This window comes from Flammeovirga sp. SubArs3 (assembly GCF_947387565.1).
Classification (GTDB): domain Bacteria; phylum Bacteroidota; class Bacteroidia; order Cytophagales; family Flammeovirgaceae; genus Flammeovirga; species Flammeovirga agarivorans.
On the sequence record NZ_CANDOA010000004.1, the window covers coordinates 13,007 to 25,373 of the forward strand.

Here is a 12,367-nt window from a genome sequence, read left to right on the forward strand (position 1 = left end):
TTCGAAAAATTCAAAAAGTTCATGTGCATTGGCGAATAAAAAATTAGATTTGCAGCATGGAAACAAAAAGTATTACAGAAAGTAGAGCTACTAGCATTGTTCTTCGTTTGATTGTTATTAGTTCTATAGTCCGAGGATTTATTGGAGGGACTATGGAATTTAGTAATGATGAGGTGTATTATTGGACATACGCTTTATATCCTGAATTGAGTCATTTTGATCATCCTCCAATGGTAGGTTGGGTGATTCAACTTTTTACATTCAATTTAGCATTGCCCTACGAATTTTTTATGCGATTAGGAGGGGTTGTGTTTGCAGGGATAAATACATTTTTAGCATTTAAAATCGCATCCAGGTTAAAAGATAATATTGCAGGTATATATGCTGCTTTTTTATATACATCATCTATTTATGCATCGATTTTGGCAGGGATATTTATTATTCCTGATACTCCACAGACCTTGTTTTGGATGTTGAGCTTGTATTTTCTGATGGAATCTTTACCAAAAGAGAAAATTGATAGTAAGGCAAGATTAAACTTGGTTTTAGGTGGTTTGATGATCGGTTTGGCAGGTTTGTCGAAATATCATGGAGCCTTTATCGGAATAGGTGTTGCTTTATATGCAATCATTGCAGATAGAAGATGGTTGAAAGATTGGAGCTTGTGGGCTGCGGGGTTAGTCGCCGTTTTATGCATGACTCCTGTTTTGTTGTGGAACTATGGTAATGATTTTATCAGTTTTACTTTCCATACAGAAAGAGTAACGCCTGCTTTGGAAGTAAGATTAGACTACTTTTTTACTGAAGTAGGTGGACAAATCGCATACAATAATCCTTGGAACTGGTACTTGATTATCGCTGCATTGGTGGGTATTTTCAAAGGGAAGAAGGTGATGGAGAAGAAACAATTGCAAGTATTGTTATATAATGGTTTGCCATTGATTCTGGTATTTACATCTTTCGCAATTTTCAGAAGAACACTTCCCCATTGGACAGGCCCTGGGTATTTACCATTAATCATCATTGCTGCAGTTTATTGGAGAGTGAAATTGATCGATTCAAAAGCGAAAAATGCTTGGAGACTTTGGAAACCAAGACGAATTGTCGGTTCAACTACCTTCTTAACCGTTTTATTAGCCATTGCATATTGGTTGATAAATTATAGTCCGATTCAATTAGGTAAAAATGATATCAATAAGCCGGAAGTATTTGGTGAGTATGACTTCACACAAGATATGTACGGTTGGAGGCAGATAAATAAGAAAATTATTCCAATTATTGATAAAGATGTAGAAGCCGGAAATATGCCTAAGGATGCCAAATTCGTAGGCTTCGAATGGTTCCCAGGTACACATATAGATTTTTATATTGCCTACCCTAATCATCATAAAATGATCATGATGGGCAATTGGGATCAGATTCATAAATATGCCTGGATCAATGAAGATAGAGGCGGATTGGAAAAGGGAGAAGATGTTTACTTTATCAATGTGACGAACTGGGAGAGAGACGTTCACAAACAGTTTGGTAACTATTTTGAAAAAATTGAAGAAGTAGATCGAGTAGAAGTAACAAGAAGTGGAGTATTGATGCGTTATGCATATCTCTATAGATTGAGAGGATATAAAGGAAATTACGACTTCCCGAATCCTCATGAAAAGAAACATAAACTCAAATAGATATTAGATATGCAGCCTTTTGAATGGGAAAGAGAACTATTCCTTTTTCTAAATGGACATCATAATGAAGCATCAGACGCTTTTTTTTGGTGGTTAACAACACCAGTTAATTCTTGGCCTTTGTACGTATTTCTTATAGGTTTTTCTTATTGGAAATTTGGCTGGAAAAACACTCTAATGACGTTGATAGGTGTAGGAATAGCTATTGGTTTAGCAGATGTGATTGCTTCACAAATCTTCAAGCCATTAGTCAATAGGCCAAGACCTTCGCATGATAGTGCAATAGCAGATTTGGTCCATACATTACATGGTTATAGAGGTGGACCATTAGGATTTGTCTCCTCACATGCCTCTACTTCTATGGCAATTGCCTTGTTTTTCTTTCTGGAATGGAAGAATAAAGTAAAGGGAGCTGCTTTATTATTTATCTGGACAGCGTTGTATTCTTACAGCAGAATTGCCGTAGGTGTACATTTTGTTGGAGATATTTTAGGTGGATGGATAGTAGGTATTCTTGCCGTATACTTATCAAGACTTATTTTGAGAGAAGTCACAAAAAGGTATCCCCAGCTAAAAACTTAGAAAGGAGAGCTATCTCCCACATACGATATAGAATGAATGATCTGATGGAATGCACTATCCTGAATCGAATAAATCATCGAGATGGTTTTAGGGTAAGTGTATTCATTTAGGATTGATCGGAATTCTATTTTTGTACTGTCATTTCTCGTGAAATATCGGTTGACATCATTTACAGAATGTGTTGATGTAGATAGTTCGTTTGTCAGACGATAATCCTCAATTTCATTAAGTATCAGAATAGATGATAAAGGTAAAAATGTCGCAAAGATAGAAGTACCGTAATTACTGTAGGAGTAGACACTTCTTAAGTCTGGAGCATTATCCAAATCATCAATAATTTCTAGAAAAATTGTTTTCTGGGCTAAATTACCGTCTTCATAAGTATAAAAGGTAGTAGTGTTAGTGCCCAAATTCTGAACACTATAAAGAAGATCTGAGTTACTATGGTAGGCAACATTCATATAGGGTTTGCCATCTTTTAAAACCAACGATCTTTTGTCTGTGACTTTGGTAAAAGAGTAATTGTGCAGGATAGTTCCTTGAACATTACTTACCTCTATATAATCTAATAAGTCATTGTCATCATAAGAGAAGAGCATAAAAGAAGAAGAATCGTTGATGAAGTTCTGCCCAACAGATAGTAGCTTATTACTATCATAAGTATAGAAAATAGCTCGTAATGCATCTCCGTCAGGATCTGCAAGATTGTATTCTAATTCTATCGAAGACACAATCTGTTCCACTAATTCACCAGTACCAGGAGTGTCATCTTCTTCAAAAGCACCACATGATGATAGTATAAATAGAACGGATAATAGGCAATTATATGTCGTTTTTGAAAGTCTCATAAACTTCTAATTCTTTTAATATTAACCCACCAGCAACGATGCTTAATGCAGGAGATAAAACTCCTCCAATGATAGGTACCATAGCAATTAAGCTTCCTCCAAGACCTGTACAGATCGATACTTTCTTATGAGAACGTATAAATCGCTTACTTTGATCTACTTTGATGTTCCAATTCTCAAAATAGTTATCTAAAACGTCAAAACCCAAATAATAGGCATTGATCGATATAGATATGACAACTACTAACGGACCAATGACAGGGATAAAAGAAAAAGGAAGGAGGATCAAAGAATAGATAATACTCTTGAAAGCATTAGGAATTGTGATTTCAAAAAACATGTTCATCATTCGTTTGAGATTCATGCTTGAGGTCGCATCAGGTTCAAACAAAATGGTATTCACTTTCTCTGTCAAACTATCCAGAATAGGAAAGGTAATGGTGTTGAGAATTACAGGGAAAACAAGAAACCCAGAAATAAGTATAGGAACTTCAATCAAGAAAAATAACGACCAATAAACTAAAGAGTCGGCAATAGAAGGAAAAGAAGAAGCCACCCATTCTTTAAATGAAATGACCATACTAAACTGTTCAACTGCTTGTATAGTTTGATGGCTCAGGTATAAACCACCACTGATAATCAGAAAACTTAAAAGAAGAGCAAAAAAACTGATGTAGATATAATACTTTGTCAGTTGATGTTCTTTGATAAACTGAAATGCTTTTGAATAATTCTTTAAGCTTAAAGATACCGTTTTATAGTAGTTTAATGGTTTCATATAGTTTACAATTCTGAAAAGATAAGTTCGTTAACGTCTTCTAGTTTTTCTTTCACCTGAGGAAATAAACTTTCCCTAACTAAAAATTCAATATGGCAAAGTTCATCAAAAGATTGTTGTCCAAAGTCTAATTCATATTGCTTGGCAACTTTCATTACATCATTCATTTCGGGGTAGGCAAATGTAATTTTAATCTTGCGTTGTACGAACTTTTCCTCAATGTCTGCAAGTTCTAGAGCTTCGGCAGCCGATGTTTTGTAGGCATGAATTAGACCAGGAACTCCTAGTTTAGTCCCTCCAAAATAACGAATGACAACAACTAAGGTATCAGTGACATTGCTAGAACGTAGTTGACCTAAAATAGGTAGACCTGCAGACCCACTAGGTTCTCCATCATCATTGGCCCTATACTTTGCTTTATCAGCACCTAGAATGTAAGCGTAGCACCAATGTCTAGCATCATAATATTCTTTACGGTAGCCTTTGACAATAGCTTTAGCTTCTTCCTCTGTAGTAACATGGTGTGCTAGAGCAATAAACTTACTACCTTTTTCTTTGTAAAGGCCTTCGCTGGTACCTTTGATCGTTAAGTATGCGTCTTCCATAAATCTATTTTCCGAAATGCTCTAATACTTTATTGATAGCTACTTGTAAATGTTCAGGTAGGTTTTCTTCCGCCCATGGATGTTTGGATCCAAAGGTATGAGAAGCTCCTTCTATCACTACAGTTTCGGCATTGGGTTGAAAAGCTTTTAGCATATCTAAACTTTGGACAGGAACGGTTTCATCCTGATCTCCATGTATTAATAAGATAGGTGTTACAACTTTACTGATATTTTCGCCGATCGATAAGCGACCTTTATTAGCATTAAAGTCTTCTACTGCTTGGTAAAAAAGAGGAAGTTCTTCTTGTGTTCTTCCATTAACAACATGAATAACACCTTCTGATTTCCATTGTTGCATTACTTCTTCAGAAAAAGAATCAACTCTCGGGATAGAGGCTAAAGTAGCTACTTTTTTGATACGTTGATCTTCGGCAGTTTTCAATAGAGAAACTCCGCCACCTCTACTGTGCCCTAAGAGATATAAAGCATTTGTATCTACACACGATAAAGGACAGCTTTCATGATGAAGCCAATCGATAAGTACACCTAGGTCGTCTAATTCTTTACTGAAATTATTGTTACCAAAAGCAGTATGATCTACTACTTCGTAAGGCATATCGAGAGTTGTTCCATCGCTATGGAAGTTTAATTTAATGCAGCAGTATCCTTGTTGAGCAAAAGTATCAGCTATTAAATTAAAAGCACCCCAATCTTTGAAGCCTTTAAAACCATGTACAAGAATAACAGTAGGGAGTTTTCCTTCATTTATCCATCGAGCATCTGCTAAAAATCGTTGTTGATTATAGTTAGATGGTAATACAAATTCTATCTTTTTCATAAGTATAAAATTATGAAATAAATATTGAAGTCGAGAGTGTGGCCTCAAAATTACAAGTAGAAATTCATAAATAAATGCTTATGAAAAATGTACATTTTCGGACAAAGTGATTGGTAATGATACAGTGGTAAAACAGTGTTTGGAGTGATGAATATTTGTAAATATCTGAATATTAAATATTTGTTTTATTTAGACCAAACCTTGTATAAATAGGTAGTATAGTGTCATGAAAAAAAGTAGTATTAGTAATAAAAAGTTAAGCGAGCTTAACTCTCTAAAGATTTTAAATAGTTACACGTTAGTTATAGAGGGAAGACAGGATGTTTCATCTTACTCTTCTTAGTCCTAAAAAAAGAGGTAGTTCATTTCATTGAAATGACTACCTCTTTTTCTTTATATCATAGAAATGAAATTTAAGCTTCTGCTTCTTCTATTTCATCTTTTTCAACTCTTAAATTGTTGATGATAAATTTCTGACGATCCATAGTGTTTTTACCCATATAGTAAGTCAGAAGTTCTTTGATATTACTGTCTTGGCTTAGAATAACAGGATCCAAACGGATATCTTCACCAATAAAGCCAGCAAATTCATCAGGAGAGATCTCACCTAGACCCTTAAATCGAGTAATCTCAGGCTTATTTCCTAATGCATTAATTGCTTTGTTCTTTTCCTCTTCAGAATAACAATAGATCGTTTTCTTCTTATTTCTTACTCTGAATAAAGGTGTTTCAAGAATATAAACATGTCCTTTTTCCACCAAATCAGGGAAGAATTGTAAGAAGAAAGTTAGAATAAGCAGACGGATGTGCATACCATCTACATCGGCATCGGTAGCGATAACAATTCTATTGTAACGAAGGCCGTCGATTCCATCTTCAATATTCAGTGCATGTTGAAGCAAGTTGAACTCTTCGTTTTCATACACCACTTTCTTCGTTAGACCAAAAGAGTTTAAAGGCTTACCTCTAAGGCTGAATACAGCCTGACTCTGAACATTTCTCGATTTTGTGATACTACCAGATGCAGAATCACCCTCGGTAATAAATAGAGTGGTATTTCTTTTATTTTCTTCTTCACCTTTTTTGTCGTTGAAGTGAAGTCGACAATCTCTTAGTTTTTTATTATGAAGGTTGGCTTTCTTTGCTCTTTCATTTGCAATTTTCTTTACACCAGCGATTTCTTTACGCTCGCGTTCAGATTGCTGAATACGTTTCAAGATGGCTTGAGCTACTTCTGTATTTTTATGTAAGAAGTCGTCCAGTTCTTTGTGTACATATTCGTTGACAAAAGTACGAAGAGTAGGACCATCAGGAGCAATATGAGTAGAACCAAGTTTAGTTTTCGTTTGTGATTCGAAAACAGGCTCTTGAACTCTTACAGAAACAGCTGCAATAATAGATGCTCTAACATCCGTTGCATCAAAGTTTTTCCCGAAGAAGTCTCTTACTGTTTTTACGATCGCCTCTCTAAAAGCAGATAAGTGAGTACCACCTTGCGTTGTGTTTTGACCATTAACGAAAGAGTGATAGTTTTCTCCATATTGGTTGGCATGAGTAAATGCAAATTCGATATCATTACTCTTAAAGTGAATGATAGGATATCTGATTTGCTCAGCATTTGTTTTTCTTTCTAGAAGGTCTTTTAAACCATTTTTAGAAAAGAATGACTTTTGATTTAGTTTTAGAGTAAGTCCTGCATTTAAGTAGGCATAGTTCCAAAATAAATCATCTAAATAATCAGGAAGGAATCGATAGTTTTTAAAAATGGAAGCATCCGGTTTAAAGTAGATCGTTGTTCCATTTTTTTCATTAGAAGAAGCTACAGGGAAATCATTAATTAATTTACCTGCTTCAAATTCTGCTACTTTCTTTTCTCCTTCTCTTACAGATTGAACTCTAAAAAAGTTAGATAATGCGTTAACAGCTTTTGTACCAACACCATTAAGACCTACAGATTTTTGGAAAGCATTAGAGTCATATTTTGCACCTGTATTGATTTTAGATACACAGTCTACTACTTTTCCTAATGGAATACCACGACCGTAATCTTTAACCAAAACAGAACCATCCTCCACACTTACATCGATCTGTTTACCGAATCCCATCATGTGTTCGTCGATACTGTTATCGACAACTTCTTTTACTAGTACATAAATACCATCATCAGGAGCAGATCCGTCTCCCAATTTACCGATATACATACCAGGGCGAAGTCGTATATGTTCTCGAGGGTCTAGCGATTTAATGCTACTCTCGTCGTAATTATGCTTATTTTCTGCCATAGTTTGTTATCCTTACTACACAATAATAGCTTTAAAATTAAACAAAATAAACTCTCGACGGTTAAAATGTCTTATTATTTAGCATAATGGTGTAAGAATTAGAATCTAAATTTTGATTCGTAATTACTTTTCACCAATTGAAAAGAAATAGATTATCCTACTCTTTTGATAACGACTAACCTGTCTTTCCAGTAAGGAGAAAAAGCAGTTTCTTTTACACCATCTTTTGAAGAAGTATAGATAAAGTTAAATCCTTGAGCTGTCTTTTTTGTAACGATACCACAAAGACTTACTTGTTTTCCGCCTTTATTTTGAGCAAAAAATACAAGGTCTCCAGAAGAAACTTGATCCATTACCACTTGCTGCCCCTGACGAGATTGTTCTTGTGCAATTCTAGCTAATTTAACACCTGCAGCTTTCCAAGATAACATTGTTAATGCACTTGCATCTACTCCTTCTTTATCAACGCCTGCACTTTTGTATGGAGTACCGATATAATCTTTGGCAGTAGAAACAGCTAACGCAGCTTTTTCTGTTTGAGCCATTGAAGACCCAGAGTTTGATGAAGTTTCGTTTGTTTTTTGGTTATCTCCACATGAGAAAATTACAAGACTAAAAAATAACCCAATGATTGCTTTTAATATGGTTGTCTTTTGCATAAAAAATAAATGATATGTTGTTGTTTTGTTTTAAAAAGAGAGGGGCGATTAATCTACTCTACGCCCTAATTTGTAATATTTTTTCCAATATACTTCTGAGATTTCATCTTCTCTTACACCATGGCTACTAGCATGGATAAAGTAGTTTTTTCCATTGACCACTTTAGAAATCATTCCAACATGTTTGATGCTATTTGTACCTGGACCTGAAAAAAAGACAAGGTCTCCAGGCTTTAAGCTGGCAAAAGGAACGTACTTTCCTGTTTTTGCTTGTTGTTGAGATGTTCTTGGTAACTCTACATTGGCTGCTTGCCATGAAACTAACATAAGTCCACTGCAATCCATGCCTTTTTTAGTTGTACCTCCAATTTGATACCTAACACCTTTGTAAGAATGAGCTGTTTTTAATGCTACCTCGGCTTTACCTTTTGCAGATAATGTTTTTACAATATCATCGGTAGTTGTCATCGTAGGTACATTGTCTTCTGTAGTTACAGATGCAGTATTTGTGTTGGCATTAGATTGATATCCAATTTCCTGTAACTGCTTTTGTTCTACATCTTGTATTCTATCTTGACGGGTAGTGTAAGTATATTGTTTTCCAAATTGGCATGATTGAAAAAACAGGGTGAAAAATCCTAAGGTAAGAGTAATATAGAGTTTGTTGATTTTCATATTGATCTTTGAATAAAAACTGAATTTTTTCTCGAAAGAAGCTCAATAAATGTACAAAAAATGAACTACAAGTGTCAAATCTCATGTGATGAAACTCTCTGTTTAATGCCATTTTAAGTAGATATAGTAGTATTATGTTGCTTTCTTTCTAGATAGTATTCTTCGTTTCCAATATAAATATTGAAAGCTGGAATGGGATGATTAAAGCAAAAATAATGACAAAATAAAAAGCCCTCTTAGATTATCTTGATCTAAAAGGGCCTTTTTACTCATTTAGAGTGCCACTAAATTAGGGTTAGCGATTCGCAAGTTTTACGGGCAGCGTCTTGCTCGGCTTTTTTCTTACTATAACCGGCTCCTTCTGCTTGCACTTCTCCGTCAATTGTTAAGTTCACTTTGAACTGCTTTCCGTCTTTTCCTCCTTGCTTAGAAACAGTGAAATCAACTGCTTTACTGTTTTTCTGAGCCCATTCGATAATGAGGCTTTTAAAATTGGTAGTAGTGACAATCAACTCTTCAATATCATAATGTCTCATTAGAAGTTTATGAATAATGAAGCGTCTTGTAAAATGAAAACCTCTATCTAAATAGATAGCACCAATAAAAGCTTCCATCGCATCTCCATAAATTGATTTATGGCTAAGAGCGGAATTTTTTCTTCCTTCAAATGCAACCATTTGACTTAACCCAATCTTAACAGCTAATCGGTTTAAAGATTCTCTGTTTACAATTCTGGAGCGGATTTCAGTTAGAAACCCTTCATCTTTATAAGGGTATCTTTTAAAGAGGTATTCGGCAACGACAGCCCCTAGTACTGCATCGCCAAGGTATTCCAATCGTTCATTGGATTCCTTAAACCCTTTTACTGAATTGTTCTCAAAAGCAACAGAAGTATGTTGCATTGCGAGATGATACAGCTTGATGTTGTAAGGTTTTTTACCTGTGATTTGTCGAACCACATGATCCAATTCTTTTTCCTTTTCATTATACGAAGAGACCCATCGTTTAAAGATTTTTCCTAAAATCATAAACAGATGTGTTCTTTGTCTCGATACATCTCGAGGAATAAAATTGATACTTCAAAAATGTAAAAAATATCTAAACTTTCAGTGTTTTTTCGAATAAATCTTTCATTCAAAAATAGTTGAAATACAATTATTAAGATTTTTGTACAAATTTAAAGGTAAAAAAAACCCGTTAGAAGTTGATTCTAACGGGTTGATCTATGTAAAGTCTAATTTACTCAGCGTACTTTTTGAATACCATTGAGAAGTTGTGACCACCAAATCCGAACGTATTAGACAAAGCGATATTTACATCACGCTTTTGTGCCTCATTGAACGTACAGTTTAATTTAGGATCAAGGTTCTCGTCAGGAGTTTCAAAGTTGATTGTTGGAGGAATAACACCTCTTTCAACTGACATTAGACAAGCTAATGCTTCAACTGCACCGGCAGCACCTAAAAGGTGACCAGTCATTGATTTTGTTGAAGAAATATTTACATCATAAGCTGCTTCACCAAATACTTTCTTGATTGCATTGATCTCGCCAATATCACCAAGTGGAGTAGATGTTCCGTGAACGTTGATGTAATCTACATCTTCTGGAGTAATTCCTGCATCTTTAAGTGCTTCAGCCATTACTCTGCTTGAACCTTCACCTTCTGGGTGAGGAGCAGTCATATGGTAAGCATCAGCAGTCATACCACCACCAATTACTTCAGCGTAGATTTTAGCACCTCTTGCTTTCGCATGCTCTAATTCTTCGAAGATAAATGCACCTGCACCTTCTCCAAGAACAAAACCATCTCTTGTAGCATCAAATGGTCTTGAAGCTGTTTCAGGAGAGTCGTTACGAGTAGATAATGCTCTTAAAGCATTAAAACCACCAATACCAGCCTCACATACAGCGGCTTCAGATCCACCTGTTACAAACAAGTCAGAAATACCAAAACGGATGTAATTGAATGCGTCTACCATTGCGTTTGTTGCCGAAGCACAAGCAGAAACGGTAGTGAAGTTAGGTCCTTTTAATCCCCATGTCATAGAAATATGGCCAGGAATTAAATCTGGGATCATTTTAGGAATGAAGAAAGGATTGAATCTAGGAGTACCGTCGCCAGTAGCGAAAGTAGAAACTTCGTCTTGTAAAGACTTAAGTCCACCGATACCTGAACCCCAAATTACACCAAAACGCTCTCTGTCTACTGCTTCAAGATCGATTTTAGAATCTTCTATAGCTTGTTTAGCAGTGGCAACACCGTATTGGCTTACAAGGTCCATTTTACGAACCTCCTTTCTGTTAATATAATCAGTTGCTACGAAGTCTTTTACTTCGCAAGCAAATTGTGTTTTGAATTTTGAAGCGTCGAATTTAGTGATAGGGGCAGCACCGCTAACACCTTTCTCTAGATTGTTCCAGTATTCTTCGACACTATTACCTAGTGGTGTGATTGCACCAATACCAGTAATAACAACTCTTCTCGGTTTCATGGAAATTTATCTTTTGGAATAGCCCAAAAATAAACAAACCTGACAGATTTAGCATCCTTTTTTCGAGGCGCTTGCTCTATCAGGTTCGCTAGCGTTTGATTCGCTTATTTTAAAGGGAGTGTAAACTAGTTTACGTTCTCCTCAAGGTATGCGATCGCGTGACCTACAGTTGTGATGCTTTCTGCTTTGTCATCAGGAATAGAAGTGTTGAATTCCTTTTCGAATTCCATGATTAACTCAACAGTGTCAAGTGAGTCTGCACCTAAGTCGTTTGTGAAGCTAGCTTCAGGAGTTACATCTGATTCTTCAACGCCTAGCTTATCAACGATAATTTGTTTTACTTTTTCTGCAATTTCGGACATCTTAATAACTTTTAGTTGACCAATTGAGTTGCAAAGAAATGAATAAGAATCTATAAGTCCAAATATTCAACCGAGAAACACCCCGATTATATTATGTATGCATACTTAAAGAAACTTAATTAACTGATAGTCAGTTTCATTTTTTGCCCCTTCTTTCCTTTCTGGTTTGTAAATAATTTATTAGTTCTTCTTTAGCGACGCCCATTAGGAATACCATTGCTTCATCTCGAAGCATTTTACCAAATGACGGAACTTTGCTGTTTTTGATCTTTACGTCCCCTCCGGCAGCATTTTGGGCATTGGCTTTTGCTAATTTTTTAAGGTATTTCTTCTGGCTACGTTTATTACCAACTTTAAAAGCCCAATTCGAAAGATTGTAGGTAATAACCAATGCTGCACCATATGTAAGTACTTTCTTCACATCAGTACGCATGCCCGAAACAGTCTCAGAGGCAACATCTACTAAGTCGTCTCTATATTTTTTTGTGTCCTTTTTTAATTGAGCTTTCTCCTCATTGAGGCGATCTCTGATTTCGTTGGATTTATTTAGTATATCACTCATATCT

Annotated in this window: 13 protein-coding genes; 2 read left to right on the top strand and 11 right to left on the bottom strand. The window is 35.5% G+C overall.

Annotated features, from left to right (window positions below; translation table 11 throughout):
- Nucleotides 1-56: 56 nt before the first annotated feature.
- Nucleotides 57-1,679, top strand: a complete 1,623-nt coding sequence (locus QL232_RS12385; protein ID WP_281614351.1) for a glycosyltransferase family 39 protein — start codon at nucleotides 57-59, stop codon at nucleotides 1,677-1,679.
- Between the two features lie 9 nt (nucleotides 1,680-1,688).
- Nucleotides 1,689-2,261 carry a phosphatase PAP2 family protein gene (locus QL232_RS12390; protein ID WP_168881916.1) on the top strand — a complete coding sequence of 191 codons (573 nt, stop codon included), beginning with the start codon at nucleotides 1,689-1,691 and terminating at the stop codon, nucleotides 2,259-2,261.
- On the opposite strand, the gene QL232_RS12395 is transcribed toward QL232_RS12390, so the two are convergent.
- From QL232_RS12395 to QL232_RS12445, 11 genes are all read right to left on the bottom strand, one after another.
- A complete protein-coding gene (locus tag QL232_RS12395; protein WP_281614352.1) occupies nucleotides 2,258-3,109 on the bottom strand; it encodes a hypothetical protein in 852 nt (283 codons plus the stop codon). The two genes, QL232_RS12390 and QL232_RS12395, sit on opposite strands and share 4 nt — an antisense overlap.
- A complete protein-coding gene (locus QL232_RS12400) occupies nucleotides 3,084-3,887 on the bottom strand; it encodes an EI24 domain-containing protein (protein ID WP_281614353.1) in 804 nt (267 codons plus the stop codon). Before QL232_RS12400 ends, QL232_RS12395 begins: the two co-directional genes overlap by 26 nt.
- Before the next feature lie 5 nt (nucleotides 3,888-3,892).
- A complete protein-coding gene (locus tag QL232_RS12405) occupies nucleotides 3,893-4,492 on the bottom strand; it encodes a YigZ family protein (RefSeq protein WP_168881913.1) in 600 nt (199 codons plus the stop codon).
- Between the two features lie 4 nt (nucleotides 4,493-4,496).
- Complete coding sequence (locus QL232_RS12410) at nucleotides 4,497-5,330, bottom strand: alpha/beta fold hydrolase (protein WP_281614354.1); 834 nt, start codon at nucleotides 5,328-5,330, stop codon at nucleotides 4,497-4,499.
- Nucleotides 5,331-5,743: 413 nt separating this feature from the next.
- A complete protein-coding gene (locus QL232_RS12415) occupies nucleotides 5,744-7,612 on the bottom strand; it encodes a DNA topoisomerase IV subunit B (protein WP_168881911.1) in 1,869 nt (622 codons plus the stop codon).
- 152 nt (nucleotides 7,613-7,764) lie between these two features.
- Entirely contained in the window at nucleotides 7,765-8,271 is a 507-nt protein-coding gene (locus QL232_RS12420; protein WP_168881910.1) for an NlpC/P60 family protein, read from the bottom strand.
- Between the two features lie 48 nt (nucleotides 8,272-8,319).
- Complete coding sequence (locus QL232_RS12425; protein ID WP_168881909.1) at nucleotides 8,320-8,946, bottom strand: NlpC/P60 family protein; 627 nt, start codon at nucleotides 8,944-8,946, stop codon at nucleotides 8,320-8,322.
- A 284-nt stretch (nucleotides 8,947-9,230) separates the two neighbouring features.
- Nucleotides 9,231-9,974: a ribonuclease III gene (gene rnc / locus QL232_RS12430; protein ID WP_168881908.1), complete on the bottom strand. Its 744-nt coding sequence runs from the start codon at nucleotides 9,972-9,974 to the stop codon at nucleotides 9,231-9,233.
- A gap of 211 nt (nucleotides 9,975-10,185) precedes the next feature.
- The gene (gene fabF / locus QL232_RS12435) at nucleotides 10,186-11,439 is read right to left on the bottom strand and encodes a beta-ketoacyl-ACP synthase II (protein ID WP_168881907.1); all 1,254 of its coding nucleotides are present in this window, start codon (nucleotides 11,437-11,439) and stop codon (nucleotides 10,186-10,188) included.
- A 125-nt stretch (nucleotides 11,440-11,564) separates the two neighbouring features.
- Nucleotides 11,565-11,801 (bottom strand): acyl carrier protein, encoded by a 237-nt coding sequence (locus QL232_RS12440; RefSeq protein ID WP_168881906.1) that lies wholly within the window; start codon nucleotides 11,799-11,801, stop codon nucleotides 11,565-11,567.
- A 136-nt stretch (nucleotides 11,802-11,937) separates the two neighbouring features.
- Nucleotides 11,938-12,363, bottom strand: coding sequence for a hypothetical protein (locus tag QL232_RS12445; protein WP_168881905.1), 426 nt, complete (start codon nucleotides 12,361-12,363; stop codon nucleotides 11,938-11,940).
- Nucleotides 12,364-12,367 lie beyond the last annotated feature (4 nt).

What these genes read in the sequence shown, in the direction of transcription:
- QL232_RS12385 (WP_281614351.1), top strand. Translation starts at nt 57, where the DNA reads ATGGAAACAAAAAGTATTACAGAAAGTAGAGCTACTAGCATTGTTCTT.
- QL232_RS12390 (WP_168881916.1), top strand. Translation starts at nt 1,689, where the DNA reads ATGCAGCCTTTTGAATGGGAAAGAGAACTATTCCTTTTTCTAAATGGA.
- QL232_RS12395 (WP_281614352.1), bottom strand. Translation starts at nt 3,109, where the DNA reads ATGAGACTTTCAAAAACGACATATAATTGCCTATTATCCGTTCTATTT.
- QL232_RS12400 (WP_281614353.1), bottom strand. Translation starts at nt 3,887, where the DNA reads ATGAAACCATTAAACTACTATAAAACGGTATCTTTAAGCTTAAAGAAT.
- QL232_RS12405 (WP_168881913.1), bottom strand. Translation starts at nt 4,492, where the DNA reads ATGGAAGACGCATACTTAACGATCAAAGGTACCAGCGAAGGCCTTTAC.
- QL232_RS12410 (WP_281614354.1), bottom strand. Translation starts at nt 5,330, where the DNA reads ATGAAAAAGATAGAATTTGTATTACCATCTAACTATAATCAACAACGA.
- QL232_RS12415 (WP_168881911.1), bottom strand. Translation starts at nt 7,612, where the DNA reads ATGGCAGAAAATAAGCATAATTACGACGAGAGTAGCATTAAATCGCTA.
- QL232_RS12420 (WP_168881910.1), bottom strand. Translation starts at nt 8,271, where the DNA reads ATGCAAAAGACAACCATATTAAAAGCAATCATTGGGTTATTTTTTAGT.
- QL232_RS12425 (WP_168881909.1), bottom strand. Translation starts at nt 8,946, where the DNA reads ATGAAAATCAACAAACTCTATATTACTCTTACCTTAGGATTTTTCACC.
- rnc (WP_168881908.1), bottom strand. Translation starts at nt 9,974, where the DNA reads ATGATTTTAGGAAAAATCTTTAAACGATGGGTCTCTTCGTATAATGAA.
- fabF (WP_168881907.1), bottom strand. Translation starts at nt 11,439, where the DNA reads ATGAAACCGAGAAGAGTTGTTATTACTGGTATTGGTGCAATCACACCA.
- QL232_RS12440 (WP_168881906.1), bottom strand. Translation starts at nt 11,801, where the DNA reads ATGTCCGAAATTGCAGAAAAAGTAAAACAAATTATCGTTGATAAGCTA.
- QL232_RS12445 (WP_168881905.1), bottom strand. Translation starts at nt 12,363, where the DNA reads ATGAGTGATATACTAAATAAATCCAACGAAATCAGAGATCGCCTCAAT.